The sequence below is a fragment of the Flammeovirga agarivorans genome, assembly GCF_012641475.1.
Lineage (GTDB): Bacteria > Bacteroidota > Bacteroidia > Cytophagales > Flammeovirgaceae > Flammeovirga > Flammeovirga agarivorans.
On record NZ_JABAIL010000007.1, the window covers coordinates 56,338 to 71,542 of the forward strand.

Here is a 15,205-nt window from a genome sequence, read left to right on the forward strand (position 1 = left end):
GAGTATCAAAGCTCTTCAAGGCTTTTTTACATAATATGATGTACAAAGGTAAACTATATAACGGTAAAAGTTCTAAATCTCATACTGCTACTGTAACCTGGGATTACAGAGACCAACTAAAGATTACTTACGAAACAATCACTGTACAAGAAGATCTGGAGGTCATCGTCAATAACTCATTTACCTACGAAAAAATCGACACTATAGAATTGATTACAAAAGGATTGGTACAAATCATATTTGATGATTTTCCACATCCTATTCTTGAAGTCGATGATATCAATTTTTATAAAGAACTTAAAGAGAAAGATGTAAAAATAGATGGAGATTTATCCTTCTATCATATCTTTAATTCACCCTTAAAAGCATTGGGCTTGGGTGTCACTTTTTTAGCAGCTGTATTGAGCTTCTATTTTTTTGCCATTCCTTTTTTATCACACCGTTTAGTAGATAATTTACCTATTTCCTATGATGTTGAATGGGGAGAAAAGTCGGCAGAAATCATTTTGGATGAGGAGGAAATCAATAAAGAAGCATCTTTACTTGCTAATGAGCTGTTTCATCAGACGGGGTTTACCTCAGAGTTTCCAATCGAATTCTACGTTGTTAACAGTGATATCGTCAATGCTTATGCGCTACCGGGAGGTAAGATTGTATTGTATACAGGCCTCTTGGAAAAGATGGAAGATATTAATGAGCTTTATGCGTTGATAGGTCATGAAATAGGCCATGTAGAGCAACGACATTCTAGTAAATCCTTGGTTGAAGCTGCTGCTGGGTATGCTATTTTATCATTAATGCTGAGTGACATTAATGGTTTAACAGCTGTAATTACAGATCAGCTACATAATTTAAATAAACTTTCTTACAGTAGAAGTATGGAAAGTGAAGCTGACGAATATGCTCTTTATTTCCTAAAGGATGTACATGCTTCCGAAGAAGGTTTGGTGCACTTATTTGATATTCTTATTGATGAATATGAAAATAATGAGGTGCTTAAGTATGCAAGTAAAGTGACTTTTCTTTCGACGCACCCTGATATTCATGAGAGAAAGAAAAATGCAGAAAAGGAAATTTCTTCTGACCAAAATAATGTATCTGATAAAGAATTGATGTTGTATGAAGACCTTATGTCTTCACTTAGTATAGAATAACTTAATTACAATTACTATGAACAATACAGAAGACGAATTAAAATTAAACGGTGTCATAGTCTTGGCCTGTTTATTCTTTATTTCATTAATTGCAGGATTTGTAGTTTACTTTGATGATAATTTTTACCTAGGCGAACTACTCATATCTACTGCTGTAATCATTTTTATCGCTTTAGTATTATCTGCTCTTTTTGAAAAGGCCAATGTCTATATTTTTGGACTTTCAGCTATACTATATCCGGTTTTTTTACTTTACCTCTATTATTCTGATTCTATATCATCTGAAAATATTTTTGATGTGGAATTGATGGGCTATGTCATCTTTGTTGAATATCTAATGATCAAATGTTCATTATCGTATTGGAGAGAAAGAAATCAAGCAGAGGTAGAAGAAAATGTTTACTCAGAAAGCTAGATATTTCTATATAGTTCACTAATACTATGAAAGGTTTCCTTATCACTTAAAGTTGTACTTTACTGATAAGGAAACCTTTTTTATCAACTCTTATTTACTGTTTAATTTCTGAACTTCATCGTCAAGTGCTTTTAACTGTTGCATGCTCTCCATTTTCTTGAAATATTCGTAATTGATATTGTCTGCTCTTGGAGCTGCAGGTTGGAAAGGATATGCAGGTACTGTGGTGACAAATTTTGTAATTTGTTCGCCTATTGAACCAAATAACCACATATTTTCAACATACCATTTAAATGCAGTTTTTGATTGATCTTGTGCTGTTTCAAAAGGATCCAATTTTAAATTGACGACCTTAGGAAAGGCGGGTACCGCTCTATACGCTTCTGACATATCACCTTCTTGCACAGCAAAACTTACTTTCCATTCTTTCCATCTTACTGCATTTAGATCTCCTGTAGATGAGAAATAGTAGAACGTTTCTCTAGGTGATTCTTTGGCATTTCCTGCTAGATAATCTGTTAAATCATAACCATCTAAATGTACTCTAAATGTTTTTCCGTTAGCCTTATATCCTTTCTTTAATCGTTCTTTGACATCAGGAACACCCGCTGCACTCAATAATGTAGGCATCCAATCCATGTGCGACGCCATTCCATCATATTTGGTACCCGGTTTAATTACTCCTGGCCATTTAATTACACAAGGAGCTCTAAACCCACCTTCCCAAGTGGTTCCTTTATCTCCTTTAAATGGTGATACTCCACCGTCAGGCCAAGTAAATTTTTGAGTACCATTATCAGTCGACCAAATGACAATGGTGTTATCATCGATCCCTAGCTCTTCCAGTTTATTTAGTAAGACTCCTAAATGTCTATCATGTTCAATCATACCATCAGCATACTCACCGACACCTGTTTTTCCTTCAGATTCATTTTTCAAGTGTGTCCAGATGTGCATTCTTGTAGAATTAAACCATAAGAAAAAAGGTTTATCCGCTTTATGGGCTCTTTCAATAAAATCAGTAGCACCTTGCAGTAACTCATCATCTATAGTTTCCATTCTTTTTTTAGTCAGTGGTCCCGTATCAGAGACTCTACCATCTGTATAAGAATGAATAACACCCCTAGGTCCATATTTCTTTTTGAACTCTTCGTCTTTTGGATAGTAATAAGATTCAGGTTCTTCTTCCGCATTTAAGTGGTAAAGGTTACCGAAGAACTCATCAAAACCATGTTCTGTAGGTAAGTGTTCATCTCTATCTCCTAAATGGTTTTTACCAAATTGCCCTGTGGTATATCCTTGGTTTTTTAAAAGGTCTGCGATGGTAGGTGCCCATTCGGGAATACCATGAGGAGAACCAGGAAGACCAATGGTAAGTAAACCTGTTCTAAATGGCTCTTCTCCTAGGATAAATGATGCTCGACCAGCAGTACAGCTTTGTTGAGAATAATAATGGGTAAATAGTCCACCTTCATGAGCAACTCTATCTATATTAGGTGTTTGGTACCCCATCATTCCTAAATTGTAAGCAGAAACGTTACTAAAGCCAATGTCATCACCCCAAACCACAAGGATATTGGGTCTTTTTGATTTTGCCTCTATTTGATGAAAAGTAAGTAATAATATGAATAGGTTGAAAATGGAGTAATAACGTATCTTTTTCATATCTCTTCATTGTTTAATGTTAAACTAATAATACAAATATGATCACAAAAAATATCAATGAAATTGAGGTATGATAAGAAAAGACGATTCCCATAATTTGAATAGGAGTTGAGTAAAAGTAGGCTTAAGAGAACCTGACTGAGAATTTGACAAAATATTTGATGTTACAAACTCTTAATGGTTGATAAATTTTTATTTCGAAACCGATTTCAAAAGAGAATAGAATTTTACTAAATAGAAACTTGTTGTAAATTACTGAAGATTAAATTCATCGAGGAAAATCAAATTTAAACCAAATGAATAGAACCCTACGATTGTTGGCAGCAGGCTGTCTAATGGCTTTTACTGCATGTGATTCTGGAAATGAAAATACTTTATATGAATCCGAAACATACAATGTGTATAAAGATCATGTTACCCAAGGAGATTTTACTGCCACAGTAGTATCGCCAAAAGAAATGACATCTAACTATAAGAGTCCACTTCAAGATGCATACAGCAGAGCAATCGAATTTAAATTCAGTATAAATGGAAAAGATGATGAACTAGCCTATGGTAAAAACCACCGCCTAGTTATTCATCCGGAAGATGGAAACTATACTTCACCAACAATTGTTTTTGGAGAACATCATTTGGACGATGAGAAGGTCGACAAAATGGATTGGTTGGAAAAGAATACAGAAGTAACTATCAAATTAGATATGTCGCCTGTATTAAATGCCTTCAAAACAAAAGGGTATTATGAAGATATTCATGGTGAGAAGATTTACCAAAATGACTTTAAAGGGGTTTATGTAGCAGGAGGAAGTGCTCCAATGCGCTGGGACTTCGACAATTTAGGAGATGTAGAACAACTGACGGATAAGGATGGTGATGGTATTTATGAAATCACTTTAGTGATGAATCAGCCAGATCCTGAAAAAATCACTTCACCAGTGTGGAAATCAACTAAAAATCTATCTAAGTATCCAACCTTTACTTCTGATATTCCTTTAGTAGATGCTCTTTATAATTTAGCATTGAACGAACTTGTGGCCGATTCTGAAGCAGATGGTACTTTTAGAACTGGTAAAGAATGGGGTGGAGTTTGGACAAGAGATATTTCTTATTCTATTGTTTTAAGCTTATCAATTTTAGACCCTCAAAGAGCTATTACTTCTTTAAGAAGAAAGGTAAAAAGAGATAGAATTATTCAAGATACAGGTTCTGGTGGAGCATGGCCTGTCTCTTCTGATAGAGTAACTTGGGCTTTAGCAGCATGGAATGTTTATACTACAACTGGTGATCAGGGGTGGTTAAAAGAAGCATACAAAGTTATTGCAAATACCATAGACGATGATATGCATGTTGTTTATGATCCAGCAACAGGTTTAATGAGAGGAGAGTCATCTTTCTTGGATTGGAGAAAGCAGACTTACCCTAGATGGATGGATAACGTTGATATCTACAGATCATTGAACTTAGGAACAAATGTGGATCATTTTGAGGCCATGAATATCGCTGCTAGAATGGCTCGATTATTAGGAAAAGAAAAAGACTACCAAAAATATAATGAGTATGCTGTTAACCTTAAAAATGCCATTAATAATCACCTTTGGTTAGAAAAAGAGGGATACTACGCACAATATCTATACGGTAGAGATCATATGATCCTTTCTCCAAAATATGAAGCATTAGGTGAGGCATTGGCTGTAATTTTTGATGTTGCTGATGAAAATAGAGCGAAAAGCATTGTAGAAAATTCACCAATCACTCCATATGGTGCTGCTTGTGTTTATCCTCAGATTCCTGGTATTAGACCTTATCATAACAATGGTATTTGGCCATTTGTACAGGCTTATTGGAACATTGCAACAGCAAAGGCAGGGAATGGTACTGCTTTAGAGCAAGGTTTGGCATCGATTTACAGACCTGCGGCCTTATTCTTAACCAACAAAGAGAATTTTGTAGCAGAAGATGGTGATTATATGGATACTGAGGTTAACTCTGATGAGATGTTATGGAGTTTGTCTGGTAACATGGCGATGATTTACAAAGTATATTTTGGTATTTCTATTGATGAAAAAGGCATCTTAAGCTTTAATCCTGTAGTACCAAAAGTATATGGAGGTAGCAAAGAATTGAAAAACGTAAAGCTTTGGAAAAATAACTTTGATATCACTCTAAAAGGTTACGGTAGTAAGATCAAATCATTTACAATAGATGGAAAAGCATCTGATGAATTTACCTTTAACTTGAAAAAAGGAGGAAATCATAAAATTGATATAGTCTTAGCTGATAATGATATTACTGAAGGAACGACATCAAACAAAGTAGCTAATAAATTCCACCTTGAAAACCCAAATGTTACATATAAAGGTGATCAATTAACATGGAAAGCAGTGAAGGGAGCAGTTAATTACGAAATCATCAAGAATGGTAAGGTAATCGCCACTCAGAATGAAACGTCATTTACAATCAAGAAAGAGAAAGAGGTAGATGAGTATGCTGTTAGAGCAATAGATAGTGATAATTTCCCATCATATATTTCTGAACCAATTTCAGTAGGGGATATCAAAATCAAGAATGTTTCGAGAATTGCGAGTGCAAGTAAGAAAATCGATATTAAAGCAGCTCCGTCAGGAATGGTAGAAGTTTCTAAGAAAAGAAATAAGAAAGTAGATTTTAAAATCACTGTTCCAGAATCTGGAGAATATATGGTTTGGTTCTCTTACACAAATGGTAGCGGTCCATGGAATACAGATAATAAATGTGCAATACGTAATTTATTTGTAAATGGAACGGATCAAGGTGCTTTAGTTATGGCACAGCGAGGTACTGAAGAATGGTCAAGTATTGGTATGACAAACCATATTCCTGTACAATTAAAGAAAGGAGCCAATAAATTATCTATCCGTTTTGAATCGTACGATGAAAATATGAATGTTGATGTAAATACAGCACTTATAGAAAACGTATACTACGGTAAAGCGAGTAAATAAGGTCTTTAAATAGAAAATAAAGGAGGTAGAATCAATTAAGATTTCACCTCCTTTTTTTATATTTTTTTATCGTCGAAATGCCCTATATCATCCCATTATTATTAAAGAGGGCTACTTTTTCTGGAATAGGGTAAGTCTGTAATTTTGAGAAATCTTTCTTCCAAAAATCCATGTCAAGGATCTCATTATTGACATTTTTCGTGAGTGTAATCACTACAGGAACTTCATCACTATCTCTATAAACCACTTGGACAATATCCCCTGCATAGGCCGCCTTTTCAGGTGGTGTAAAGTTTATACTTCCCATAACAGCATTTTCATAATCATCTACCATGGTTGGTAATTCAAAACTCTCAGGTTTTAATCCTCCTAAAGTGATTAGGTGTTGTACAAGAGTTATTTCCTCCTGTCTCACTTCTCTTCTTTGACTCATAATTATAATTTTCAACAAAATTAAAGTAAATAGCCAAAAAAGCCATCCTTTGTGGTAAGATGGCATATATAATATTTCTTTATTCAAATATTAGTCTCAGAATCAGTTGGTACACATGTCATTCATACTTTTCTGTTTTCTACAGAATAGGTTCTCATTTGATTAATTCAATAATGATAGAACCGATAACTGTAAATAAGATAATACTTGTTGTGATAATTGTGGAAAGAATCTCCGTTGTTAATGTATTTTTCATTGATACAAAAGTTTATTAACCATAATGTTGTTTCTTCAAAAGTAACAATGATACTTTATTTTTAAAACACAATAATTATTAAGTAATAGATTCGAAAAATGTTACTAATTGCCTGTCTACAAACTAAAAAGCCACCCTATAAATATAGAATGGCTTTCTCAATATTCTCTTCTATCGTCCAAATAGAATCGTATGAAATGAAATGAAAAACTACTAATAATATATCTTTCGTTACATCAGTGGAAATGCATAAATATTTTTTGCCTTTCCTCCCTGAACTTTAACGTATTTCTCAATGATTTTTTGATGGATATCTTTCTCTTCTACAATCTCATATCCTTCTTGTGTCAGAGTGTCTCCTTTTATCGTTACAGTGAAATCGAAATCATAACCTTCAAATGCTCTGTGAGTACAGTATTCTAGGTTTTCTTTGTACTGATTTCCTTTTAAAGTATAAGCACCTCCACCAGCAATAAACTTTGCTTTGGTTGAGTCAATTCCTTTGTGCTCGTCATGATTAAGAAAGGCAAAATGGTTCTGATTAATTATCTTAATCATTCTGATACCATCCATTTCAAGATGCTCTACTGTATCTTCTTTTATGGTAACTGCTGAAATAAGCTCCCATGTACCCTGAATATTGGGTTGTTGGTCTACTTCAATACAGCTAAATATTGACAGTAATAGTAATATGTAAATTGAGCCTTTTCTCATAATCTGAATCATTTTGTAACGATTACATTACAAAAGTGTAGAATAGACCTTACTTCACAATTTCTTTTCGACCAACAGCATTTTTTGGAGTGTAAACAACATTAAACGTTTATTACAAAAGTTAAAGAACAAAAAAAGAGAGACAAATGCCTCTCTTCGTAATAGTAATATCTAGTTCTGGTTATGCAGTCTACGGATAAGGTTAAAGGTTTTTTCCTTTCTGTAGCTTCTGTTGTTTACCTTTTTGGTTTTTGTTTTCGCGATTGTCTTTTCTCTTATCAGAATTGAAAAGAGTTTCAGAACCCCACTTTAGGGTGTTCTCGCTGATGGAGTACGAGTTGAACATATTTAATGGTAGGTTTAGGTTATTATTATATAATGCAAATGTAAGTAAATAAATGCTAGAGCACTAGTGCAACCGATTGAAATTAACATAATCGAAGATTTATTTTCTTAATGTATGTTATTCTGTACGAAGGATTTATACTTTTATATCACTTGAAGTTCTTTATAAATGAATAATGTCTTTTTTAATACAACATGTTTTCTATGATGTTACATCAATAAGTAAAGAATATTTGTCTTTTTTTGATATGTTTTCATGGTTTCATTTAGAAATGAAAAAAATAACAATATTTTTGTTTCAATTTGAAGTGAGAAGCTTAATCACAACAATGTTAATAGTAATCTAATACACTACAAGGGTTTTTATTATCAGTGATGAAAGGTTTAAATTTGAATAAGATCGTAACCTCCTAATGTCATTAGGATAGAAGTAAGTGTTACTTTGTTTTTAATACGAAATTTTTAGGAAGTCAAATGAAAGATATAATTACCCAATTAGGGTCAATTACTTTAGAACTAACAGATATTATCGAAGATGATGTTGTAGACATACTCAAAGGAACTCTTTGGGGTACTGAGGGTGGTTTACGCTATGTCCATACAGAAACAAGAAAAAGTTTAGTAGATACTAAGAAGGCATATTTTCTTAACCTTAGAAGAAATAATAAACTCTTAAGTACTATTACACTTATCCATAAGGAAACATTTTATGAGGGACAACAAATAGAAACCTATCATATTCGTTACTTTGCATTTATGCAAACGATGCAGAGTGCTAAGCAGGCAGCAAATAAGAAGAAGAGAAAAGTAAGTTTATTGGATCAACAACTTATCGATTTCTTCAATAATTACCGGATGCCTGAGAGCAAGGAAAATGGTACACCTCAATGTTTCCATGCACAAGTGGAGAACGACAATTTGAGATCGAAGATGTTTACTGAAAAAGTAGGCTTCCAAACGATTGGCAAAATGACAACCTTAACTTACAGTAGGGTTTCTCCATCTATTCATAACAACTTTAGAAGGATAAAAGAATCAGAGAAGAGTACGTATATGTCTCTTGTTGATGATTTCTATAAAGATTATGCTTTTTTCTCTTCAGAAAATATCTGTAAAAATGAAGATGTTTTTGTCTTGGAAGAAAATGGAGAGATTGTAGCAGGCGGACAACTGTTTGTTGGAAATTGGCAATTCAAACACCTTCCTGGTATTGAAGGAGTGGTCGCAAAATACTTATTACCTTACATACCTCTAGCCAACCGTTTATTCAACTTCAAAAATCATTCTTTTGTGACGGTAGAAGGTTTATTCTGGAAAAAAGGTTACGAAAATCGTATCCAAGACTTCATGTCTTCTGCATTGAAAGTAATGAATAAAAATGTTGCATTTATCTGGATGGACCCTGAAAGTAAAGACTATTTAGATGCCAAAAATAATAATTATTGGGGAGTGCTTGAACACCTAAACAGTGGTAGTAAATCTTCGATTATCTTACGAACAGAGAAGGAATTAGAAGAAGAATACGAAGCTTACGCTAAGAAAGATAAATTTATTTCGGGGTACTACATTCTATAAGCATGTTTTTTTCATTAGATAATTATTCATCAATAGATCAAAAGTTAGCGGTATTCTCTGATAAAGAGAAATTACAAATTGCTACAATATATACTTGTAGTGGTTATAAAGGAGAACCTCGGAATGTAATTCTTGAAGTTCTTGAACGTTTGTTCTATTTGTCTGAAACAAAATCTAAAGTAAAAAAAATAGTCTTTTCATTCTTCGATACATTAGAAGGAGAAGGTCTTCTACATTCATTTGAATATCGACAGACAAAATATTACCATACAGTAGATTTAGAGTCTTTTGTTTGGGGCGTGATTTATATTAAAAAACATGCACCTCATGGCTCTTTTATTGAAAAGTTGAGTGATACTTTCCCTCCATATGAACATTCATTTGGGCGTTCTGTTTATAAACCTGAAAATTCGGTAAGAGACTTAATGTTGGGAAACTCTCAGCTTTCTGAAATTATTTTCATGAATATATTTCAGAATAAAGCAGGCCATTTTGATTATATCACAACACTACTTCTTGGTGTTTTTTCCGTTTATAAAGCGGGATTTGATAAAGGAGAATGGTTAAATGAAATTCCTGAAAAACGTCTACATGAAATGGTAGAATATTTCTTAGCAGACTTTTTTGATGCTAAGGTAGATATTCAACTTTTCCGAAATGCTATAACATTCCTCCCTTCAAATGCTCATGTGATCTATAATTTTGAATTACTTGATTTCATTTTGAGAGGAGATGTCGATACTGCTCTTCAGAAAATTACTTCTCATCACCTTGATAAGAAATATGTAGGCTTAGGTCATTTTATCAGAAAGGGCAATGGTAAAGCATTACCGAACTTTCTAGAGGCCATCGGAGTAAAGGACCTCAGTAAAGATGCAAAGAAGAAATCTTCTAAATCATGGCAGTTTTTGTCTAATAGCTTAGAATTTATTTTTTCTGCCATCATCTTAAAAGAGATCCCTGATGCGACTTCTCTAAATAGAAATAGATACAATTCAGCACTTGCTAAAAAGCTTTTAATCAATAAAGAATTACTTCATGCTCAATTGGACCTAGAGAGTGTTTTTAAGAATAAGAATAGTCTAGATTGTTATTATGATAAATATGATCTAAGGTTTAAAATTATTGAGTTTCTGGAAGAACCTAACCTATTGAATCCCTTTTCGCATGCCTATTTGGTTTGGCTATATATTCAAGTTTTTGGTAAAGAGTTTAAGTTATCAGACCATTTGATTAATCCAGTTGGAGGTAGAGCTTTAAAACTTTATCGATCTGGTTTTTTATGGTATGCCTCAATCCTTGCTGAGGCTTTCCAATTAGCTAAAAAGTTTGAGTTTGATAGTGATATCGACCTAGAGTATTTAATGGATGAAGATATTCTTCAGCTGAAAGATATTTTAGAGGTATCTGAAGTAGAAGAGTGGGAACAGGTTTTAAAGAAAATTGAAGGCTTAGCAGAAAACTTTAAAGAGACCAACAAGAAAAAGAAAACAACAAAATCAGAAAGCAGACTACTTTGGGTTGTTGCCGACCACAGGTTATATGTACAGCCTATGGAGCAGACAAAATTGAAAAGTGGTATCTGGTCTAAACCTAAAAAAATATCCGATCGACGAATGCTATCAAGGTCAATCAAAGGGATGTTAGACATTGATAATGAGATCTTTGATAAAGCAGTTAAAGCTTATGGAAGAGGATACTTTGATTATGATGTACTAGAGGTTTGGAAACTTCTTCCTAATCATCCAAACGTGGTCTTGGAAAGTGATGATAATGTATCTGTTATTGTTGAAAAACGACCATTAGAATTACAGATCACAGAGAAAGGGGAGAACTATAAACTGTTTTTTGATAAGGATGTCAACATCGATTTTCCCTTAAAAAGAGAAACACCGACTAGGGTTATTTTGTATGATGTAGATAGTAACATTAAATCTTGGGCAAGGAATTTCCCTACTGATGTTATCATCCCAAAAAATGGAAAGGAAAAATTAAAACAGGTAGTTTCCTCTTTAGGACAGTCTTTAATTGTACATTCACATGTAGAGGATATCAAAGAGGAATTACCAGAATTGGTAGCTGATAAGACCCTTCATGCTTTACTTACACCAAGAGGTAATAATATTCTTTTGGAGTTGTACATGAAGCCATTCAAAACACAACCTCCTTATGTTGTTCCAGGAAAAGGAAAAGAGATCTTAGTGGAGGAAGTAGACAGAGAAAGAACTAGGGTCATAAGACAATTAAAAGAAGAACAGGAGGTATTACATAAGTTCTATGCACAACGCCCGCAATTGGATATGACCAACGACGGACACCATGCTTGGGAACTGACAGATAGAGAAGAAACCCTAAATGCTTTAAATGAACTTCAATTTGGAGATATACAACCTGTTATTGAATGGCCGAAAGGCATTCGTTTTAAGCTTCTTGGAAAAGTTACTGGCGGTAATGTTACAGTAAACATCCAAAGTAAAAAAAGAGACTGGTTTGCTATTGGTGGAGATGTGAAACTAAATGAAGAGGTGGTGACTTCTTTAGCCGATTTAATGCGTCAATTCAAAAATGACCCGAATAGCAAATATGTAGAAATAAAGAAAGATGAATTTATTGCACTCACTGATGAACTAAGAAGGCAACTTACTGCTCTTACAAGTGTTGCAATAGATGATGATAAAGAATTAAGAGTACACCGTTTGGCTTCTTATGGTGTTCTAAATGAGTTGACAAAAGAAGCTTTAGTCCGTTCTGATGATACCTGGAAAAATCTGCAGGAGAAAATAGAGGAAGCGAATCAGAAGTCATTTTCTATACCTACTACCTTACAGGCAGACTTGAGAGACTATCAAGAGGAAGGTTTCCAATGGTTGTCTAGATTAGCTTCATGGGGAGGAGGAGCCTGTTTAGCGGATGATATGGGGTTAGGAAAGACGATACAAGGCTTATCATTAATGCTTAGTAAAGCATCTGAAGGACCTTGTTTAGTGGTTGCTCCAACTTCTGTGACTTTTAACTGGGTAAATGAAGCTAGAAAATTTGCTCCTACTTTTAAAGTCCATTTGTTATCACAAGCTACGAAACGAGAGAAAGTAATTAAAGAAGCAGGGCCCCATGACCTTGTCATTTGCAGCTACGGTTTATTACAATCAAATAATAAAAAATTAATTGATAAAGATTGGAACATTGTTTTGCTCGATGAAGCACAGGCTATCAAGAATAAAGGGACAAAACGTTCTAAAATAGCCATGCAATTGCAAGCGAATACCAGAATTATTACTACAGGTACTCCTATAGAAAACAATTTGGCAGAACTATGGAATTTGTTTGAGTTCATCAATCCTGGTCTATTAGGAAATTGGGAGTCATTTAATAAAAACTTTGTATTAAAAATCTCTGAATCAGGAGAAGAGCATCATGCAAGATCTGCTAAAAAGGTATTAAGAAGACTCATTTCTCCTTTTATCCTAAGAAGAAAGAAAAGTGAAGTATTGGATGAACTTCCTCAAAAGACCGAACAAGTCTTAACTGTGAATTTCTCTGATGATGAAATGACACTATATGAGGCACACAGAAGAACTGCTTTGGAAGAAATTGAGGGGATAATTAAGAAAAATGAAAATAAGGATGCTACGCTTCAAGTACTCGCTGAATTAACCAAGTTGAGACAATTGTGTTGTCATCCTCGACTTATAGATCACACTTGGACTGTTCAAGGAAATAAAGTAAAACTTCTTTTAGAAACCGTCCATGAATTGAAAGAGGGCGGACATAGAGCTTTAATATTTAGTCAATTTGTTGGCTTCTTACATATAATTAAAGATGCTCTAGACAAGGAAGGGATATCTTACCAATACCTTGATGGTTCGACAACTTTGAGCAATAGAAAGAAAGGGATCGAGGCTTTTCAAAATGGAGAAGGGGATGTATTTCTTATCTCTTTGAAAGCAGGAGGAACCGGACTGAATCTCACAGCTGCAGACTACGTGATACATATGGATCCATGGTGGAACCCTGCCGTAGAAGATCAGGCAACAGATAGAGCACATCGTATTGGTCAAACAAGACCAGTTACAGTGTATCGAATGATAACAAAAGATTCTATTGAGGAGAAAATGATAGCCCTCCATGCGGATAAACGAGAGTTGGCAGATGATTTACTTTCTGGCACTTCAAAAGCTTCGAAACTAAATACACAGGAGCTATTAAAATTACTTCAGAATAATGAAGTTTTACTAGATGTGTAACCAAATCATCCTGATTTATTGAATTGTAAATCAGGATGATTTGTAAACAATTTTCTGGGTTACAGGTTAAACAATATAATCACCAAAAATCTGTAACTATGAAAACGCTATCCATCTTTCTGCTATTTATTGTTTTGATATCATGTTCTACATCTAAATCTGTAGTGGTTATCCCTGCCCAACAAACTTTAAACTATGATCTATCAAATCTTGATATCTACGCATGTGAAATCAACAATAAGAGTAACCAAGAAGTAGGAGTTCAAGTAATCAATAAATTTTCTGGAGAAAATATTAGAGGATTTGGCTTGAATCATCATGCTAAAGAAATAGTGCTGGTTGAAAAAGAAGGAATGCTCACATTAAAAAACACGTCTAACCAACCTATAAAAATTGTTCTTTCTACTGAAGAAACGACAAGAGAAGCTGTAGCGATGAAAGAACCTTTTGTTACATTTACCTTAAGAAATAATACCGCTAAATCCATCCCTCTGATTATACCAGGTGTGATGAATCCTAATTTATCTCCTTTTTCTAATAGTGGTGTAGACTTAAAAATTGGTCAAGAAATTTTATTCAAGGAGAAGGGAAAAACATATCAACTTTTGATCGTAGATCAATCTATTGAGATGAATTCGAAGCTTGATGTCGCACAACTTATCAAGGACAGAAAAGTAGATTTAGGTTTATAACCAAATAGGTTATTTAATTTAATTATAACTCATGTGGTTATATATTTTGATTATAAATAAATGGGTTATATTTTTGTTGAAAATTGATATTATGATTGCAATACTTACCGCTGATATCGTTTCTTCGACAAAAACTCAAAATAATGCGTTATGGTCATCATGCATAGAGGAAGTGATGGATTTACCATTTTTCGAAGATACAAGATGGGATATTTTTAGAGGAGATAGTTTTCAGATAGAATTATCAGACCCTAGTAGAAGCCTTTTCTTAGCCATTTTATTACGCGTATTTATTAATGCAAAGAAAGAACTATACGATTTAAAAATAGATGTAAGAATAAGTATTGGCATTGGTAAAGAAGGTTATGAAGGTGATAACGTAATGAGTTCTGATGGACATGCATACAAACTTTCTGGAAGAACATTTGATAAACTTCAGGCCAATAATCGAAAACTTATGATCGCAACCGCATGGGATTATGATCTTATGGGGTTCCAAGAGAGTGTTCAACTAATAGAACATTTGATTTCCAATTGGTCATTCAGTAGCTTTACGGTAGGAAAACATTATCTTTTAGGTGTTACCAAGCAGAAGGATTTAGCAGAATTAGTAGGAGTATCACAGCCTGCCATTCACAAAAGAATCCAAAAAGATAATATGGAAGGACTAATCAATTACTTGAATTGGTTTTCACAGAAAATACTCCTACTGACAAGCTAACAGAACTAAT

At 33.9% G+C, this 15,205-nt stretch carries 11 protein-coding genes; 8 read left to right on the plus strand and 3 right to left on the minus strand.

Annotation, left to right across the window (positions count from 1 at the left end; genetic code table 11):
* Nucleotides 1–35: 35 nt before the first annotated feature.
* Both HGP29_RS20360 and HGP29_RS20365 read left to right on the plus strand, forming a co-directional pair.
* The gene (locus HGP29_RS20360) at nucleotides 36–1,154 is read left to right on the plus strand and encodes a M48 family metallopeptidase (protein WP_168884280.1); all 1,119 of its coding nucleotides are present in this window, start codon (nucleotides 36–38) and stop codon (nucleotides 1,152–1,154) included.
* A 16-nt stretch (nucleotides 1,155–1,170) separates the two neighbouring features.
* Complete coding sequence (locus tag HGP29_RS20365) at nucleotides 1,171–1,569, plus strand: hypothetical protein (RefSeq protein ID WP_168884281.1); 399 nt, start codon at nucleotides 1,171–1,173, stop codon at nucleotides 1,567–1,569.
* A gap of 90 nt (nucleotides 1,570–1,659) precedes the next feature.
* On the opposite strand, the gene HGP29_RS20370 is transcribed toward HGP29_RS20365, so the two are convergent.
* A complete protein-coding gene (locus HGP29_RS20370; protein WP_168884282.1) occupies nucleotides 1,660–3,234 on the minus strand; it encodes an arylsulfatase in 1,575 nt (524 codons plus the stop codon).
* A gap of 296 nt (nucleotides 3,235–3,530) precedes the next feature.
* On the opposite strand from HGP29_RS20370, the gene HGP29_RS20375 reads away from it, so the two are divergent.
* On the plus strand, nucleotides 3,531–6,215 hold the full coding sequence (locus HGP29_RS20375) for an alpha-L-rhamnosidase-related protein (protein ID WP_168884283.1): 2,685 nt from the start codon (nucleotides 3,531–3,533) through the stop codon (nucleotides 6,213–6,215).
* Nucleotides 6,216–6,297: 82 nt separating this feature from the next.
* Here HGP29_RS20375 and HGP29_RS20380 read toward each other — a convergent pair whose 3' ends face one another.
* Together HGP29_RS20380 and HGP29_RS20385 are read right to left on the minus strand one after the other, a co-directional pair.
* Complete coding sequence (locus HGP29_RS20380; protein WP_168884284.1) at nucleotides 6,298–6,648, minus strand: DUF6984 family protein; 351 nt, start codon at nucleotides 6,646–6,648, stop codon at nucleotides 6,298–6,300.
* A 487-nt stretch (nucleotides 6,649–7,135) separates the two neighbouring features.
* Nucleotides 7,136–7,618: a hypothetical protein gene (locus tag HGP29_RS20385; RefSeq protein ID WP_168884285.1), complete on the minus strand. Its 483-nt coding sequence runs from the start codon at nucleotides 7,616–7,618 to the stop codon at nucleotides 7,136–7,138.
* A gap of 100 nt (nucleotides 7,619–7,718) precedes the next feature.
* Between HGP29_RS20385 and HGP29_RS29125 the strand changes: the two genes are divergently transcribed.
* The 5 genes from HGP29_RS29125 (at nucleotide 7,719) to HGP29_RS20415 (ending at nucleotide 15,195) form a co-directional block, all read left to right on the plus strand.
* Complete coding sequence (locus HGP29_RS29125) at nucleotides 7,719–7,793, plus strand: DegQ family regulator (RefSeq protein WP_394354073.1); 75 nt, start codon at nucleotides 7,719–7,721, stop codon at nucleotides 7,791–7,793.
* Nucleotides 7,794–8,437: 644 nt separating this feature from the next.
* Nucleotides 8,438–9,538, plus strand: coding sequence for a hypothetical protein (locus tag HGP29_RS20400; RefSeq protein ID WP_168884287.1), 1,101 nt, complete (start codon nucleotides 8,438–8,440; stop codon nucleotides 9,536–9,538).
* 2 nt (nucleotides 9,539–9,540) lie between these two features.
* On the plus strand, nucleotides 9,541–13,782 hold the full coding sequence (locus HGP29_RS20405; RefSeq protein WP_168884288.1) for a DEAD/DEAH box helicase: 4,242 nt from the start codon (nucleotides 9,541–9,543) through the stop codon (nucleotides 13,780–13,782).
* A gap of 98 nt (nucleotides 13,783–13,880) precedes the next feature.
* A complete protein-coding gene (locus HGP29_RS20410) occupies nucleotides 13,881–14,474 on the plus strand; it encodes a hypothetical protein (protein WP_168884289.1) in 594 nt (197 codons plus the stop codon).
* Nucleotides 14,475–14,565: 91 nt separating this feature from the next.
* Nucleotides 14,566–15,195, plus strand: a complete 630-nt coding sequence (locus HGP29_RS20415; RefSeq protein ID WP_168884290.1) for an AsnC family protein — start codon at nucleotides 14,566–14,568, stop codon at nucleotides 15,193–15,195.
* Nucleotides 15,196–15,205 lie beyond the last annotated feature (10 nt).

What these genes read in the sequence shown, in the direction of transcription:
- HGP29_RS20385 (WP_168884285.1), bottom strand. Translation starts at nt 7,618, where the DNA reads ATGAGAAAAGGCTCAATTTACATATTACTATTACTGTCAATATTTAGC.
- HGP29_RS20375 (WP_168884283.1), top strand. Translation starts at nt 3,531, where the DNA reads ATGAATAGAACCCTACGATTGTTGGCAGCAGGCTGTCTAATGGCTTTT.
- HGP29_RS20400 (WP_168884287.1), top strand. Translation starts at nt 8,438, where the DNA reads ATGAAAGATATAATTACCCAATTAGGGTCAATTACTTTAGAACTAACA.
- HGP29_RS20405 (WP_168884288.1), top strand. Translation starts at nt 9,541, where the DNA reads ATGTTTTTTTCATTAGATAATTATTCATCAATAGATCAAAAGTTAGCG.
- HGP29_RS20365 (WP_168884281.1), top strand. Translation starts at nt 1,171, where the DNA reads ATGAACAATACAGAAGACGAATTAAAATTAAACGGTGTCATAGTCTTG.
- HGP29_RS20415 (WP_168884290.1), top strand. Translation starts at nt 14,566, where the DNA reads ATGATTGCAATACTTACCGCTGATATCGTTTCTTCGACAAAAACTCAA.
- HGP29_RS20370 (WP_168884282.1), bottom strand. Translation starts at nt 3,234, where the DNA reads ATGAAAAAGATACGTTATTACTCCATTTTCAACCTATTCATATTATTA.
- HGP29_RS20380 (WP_168884284.1), bottom strand. Translation starts at nt 6,648, where the DNA reads ATGAGTCAAAGAAGAGAAGTGAGACAGGAGGAAATAACTCTTGTACAA.
- HGP29_RS20410 (WP_168884289.1), top strand. Translation starts at nt 13,881, where the DNA reads ATGAAAACGCTATCCATCTTTCTGCTATTTATTGTTTTGATATCATGT.
- HGP29_RS20360 (WP_168884280.1), top strand. Translation starts at nt 36, where the DNA reads ATGATGTACAAAGGTAAACTATATAACGGTAAAAGTTCTAAATCTCAT.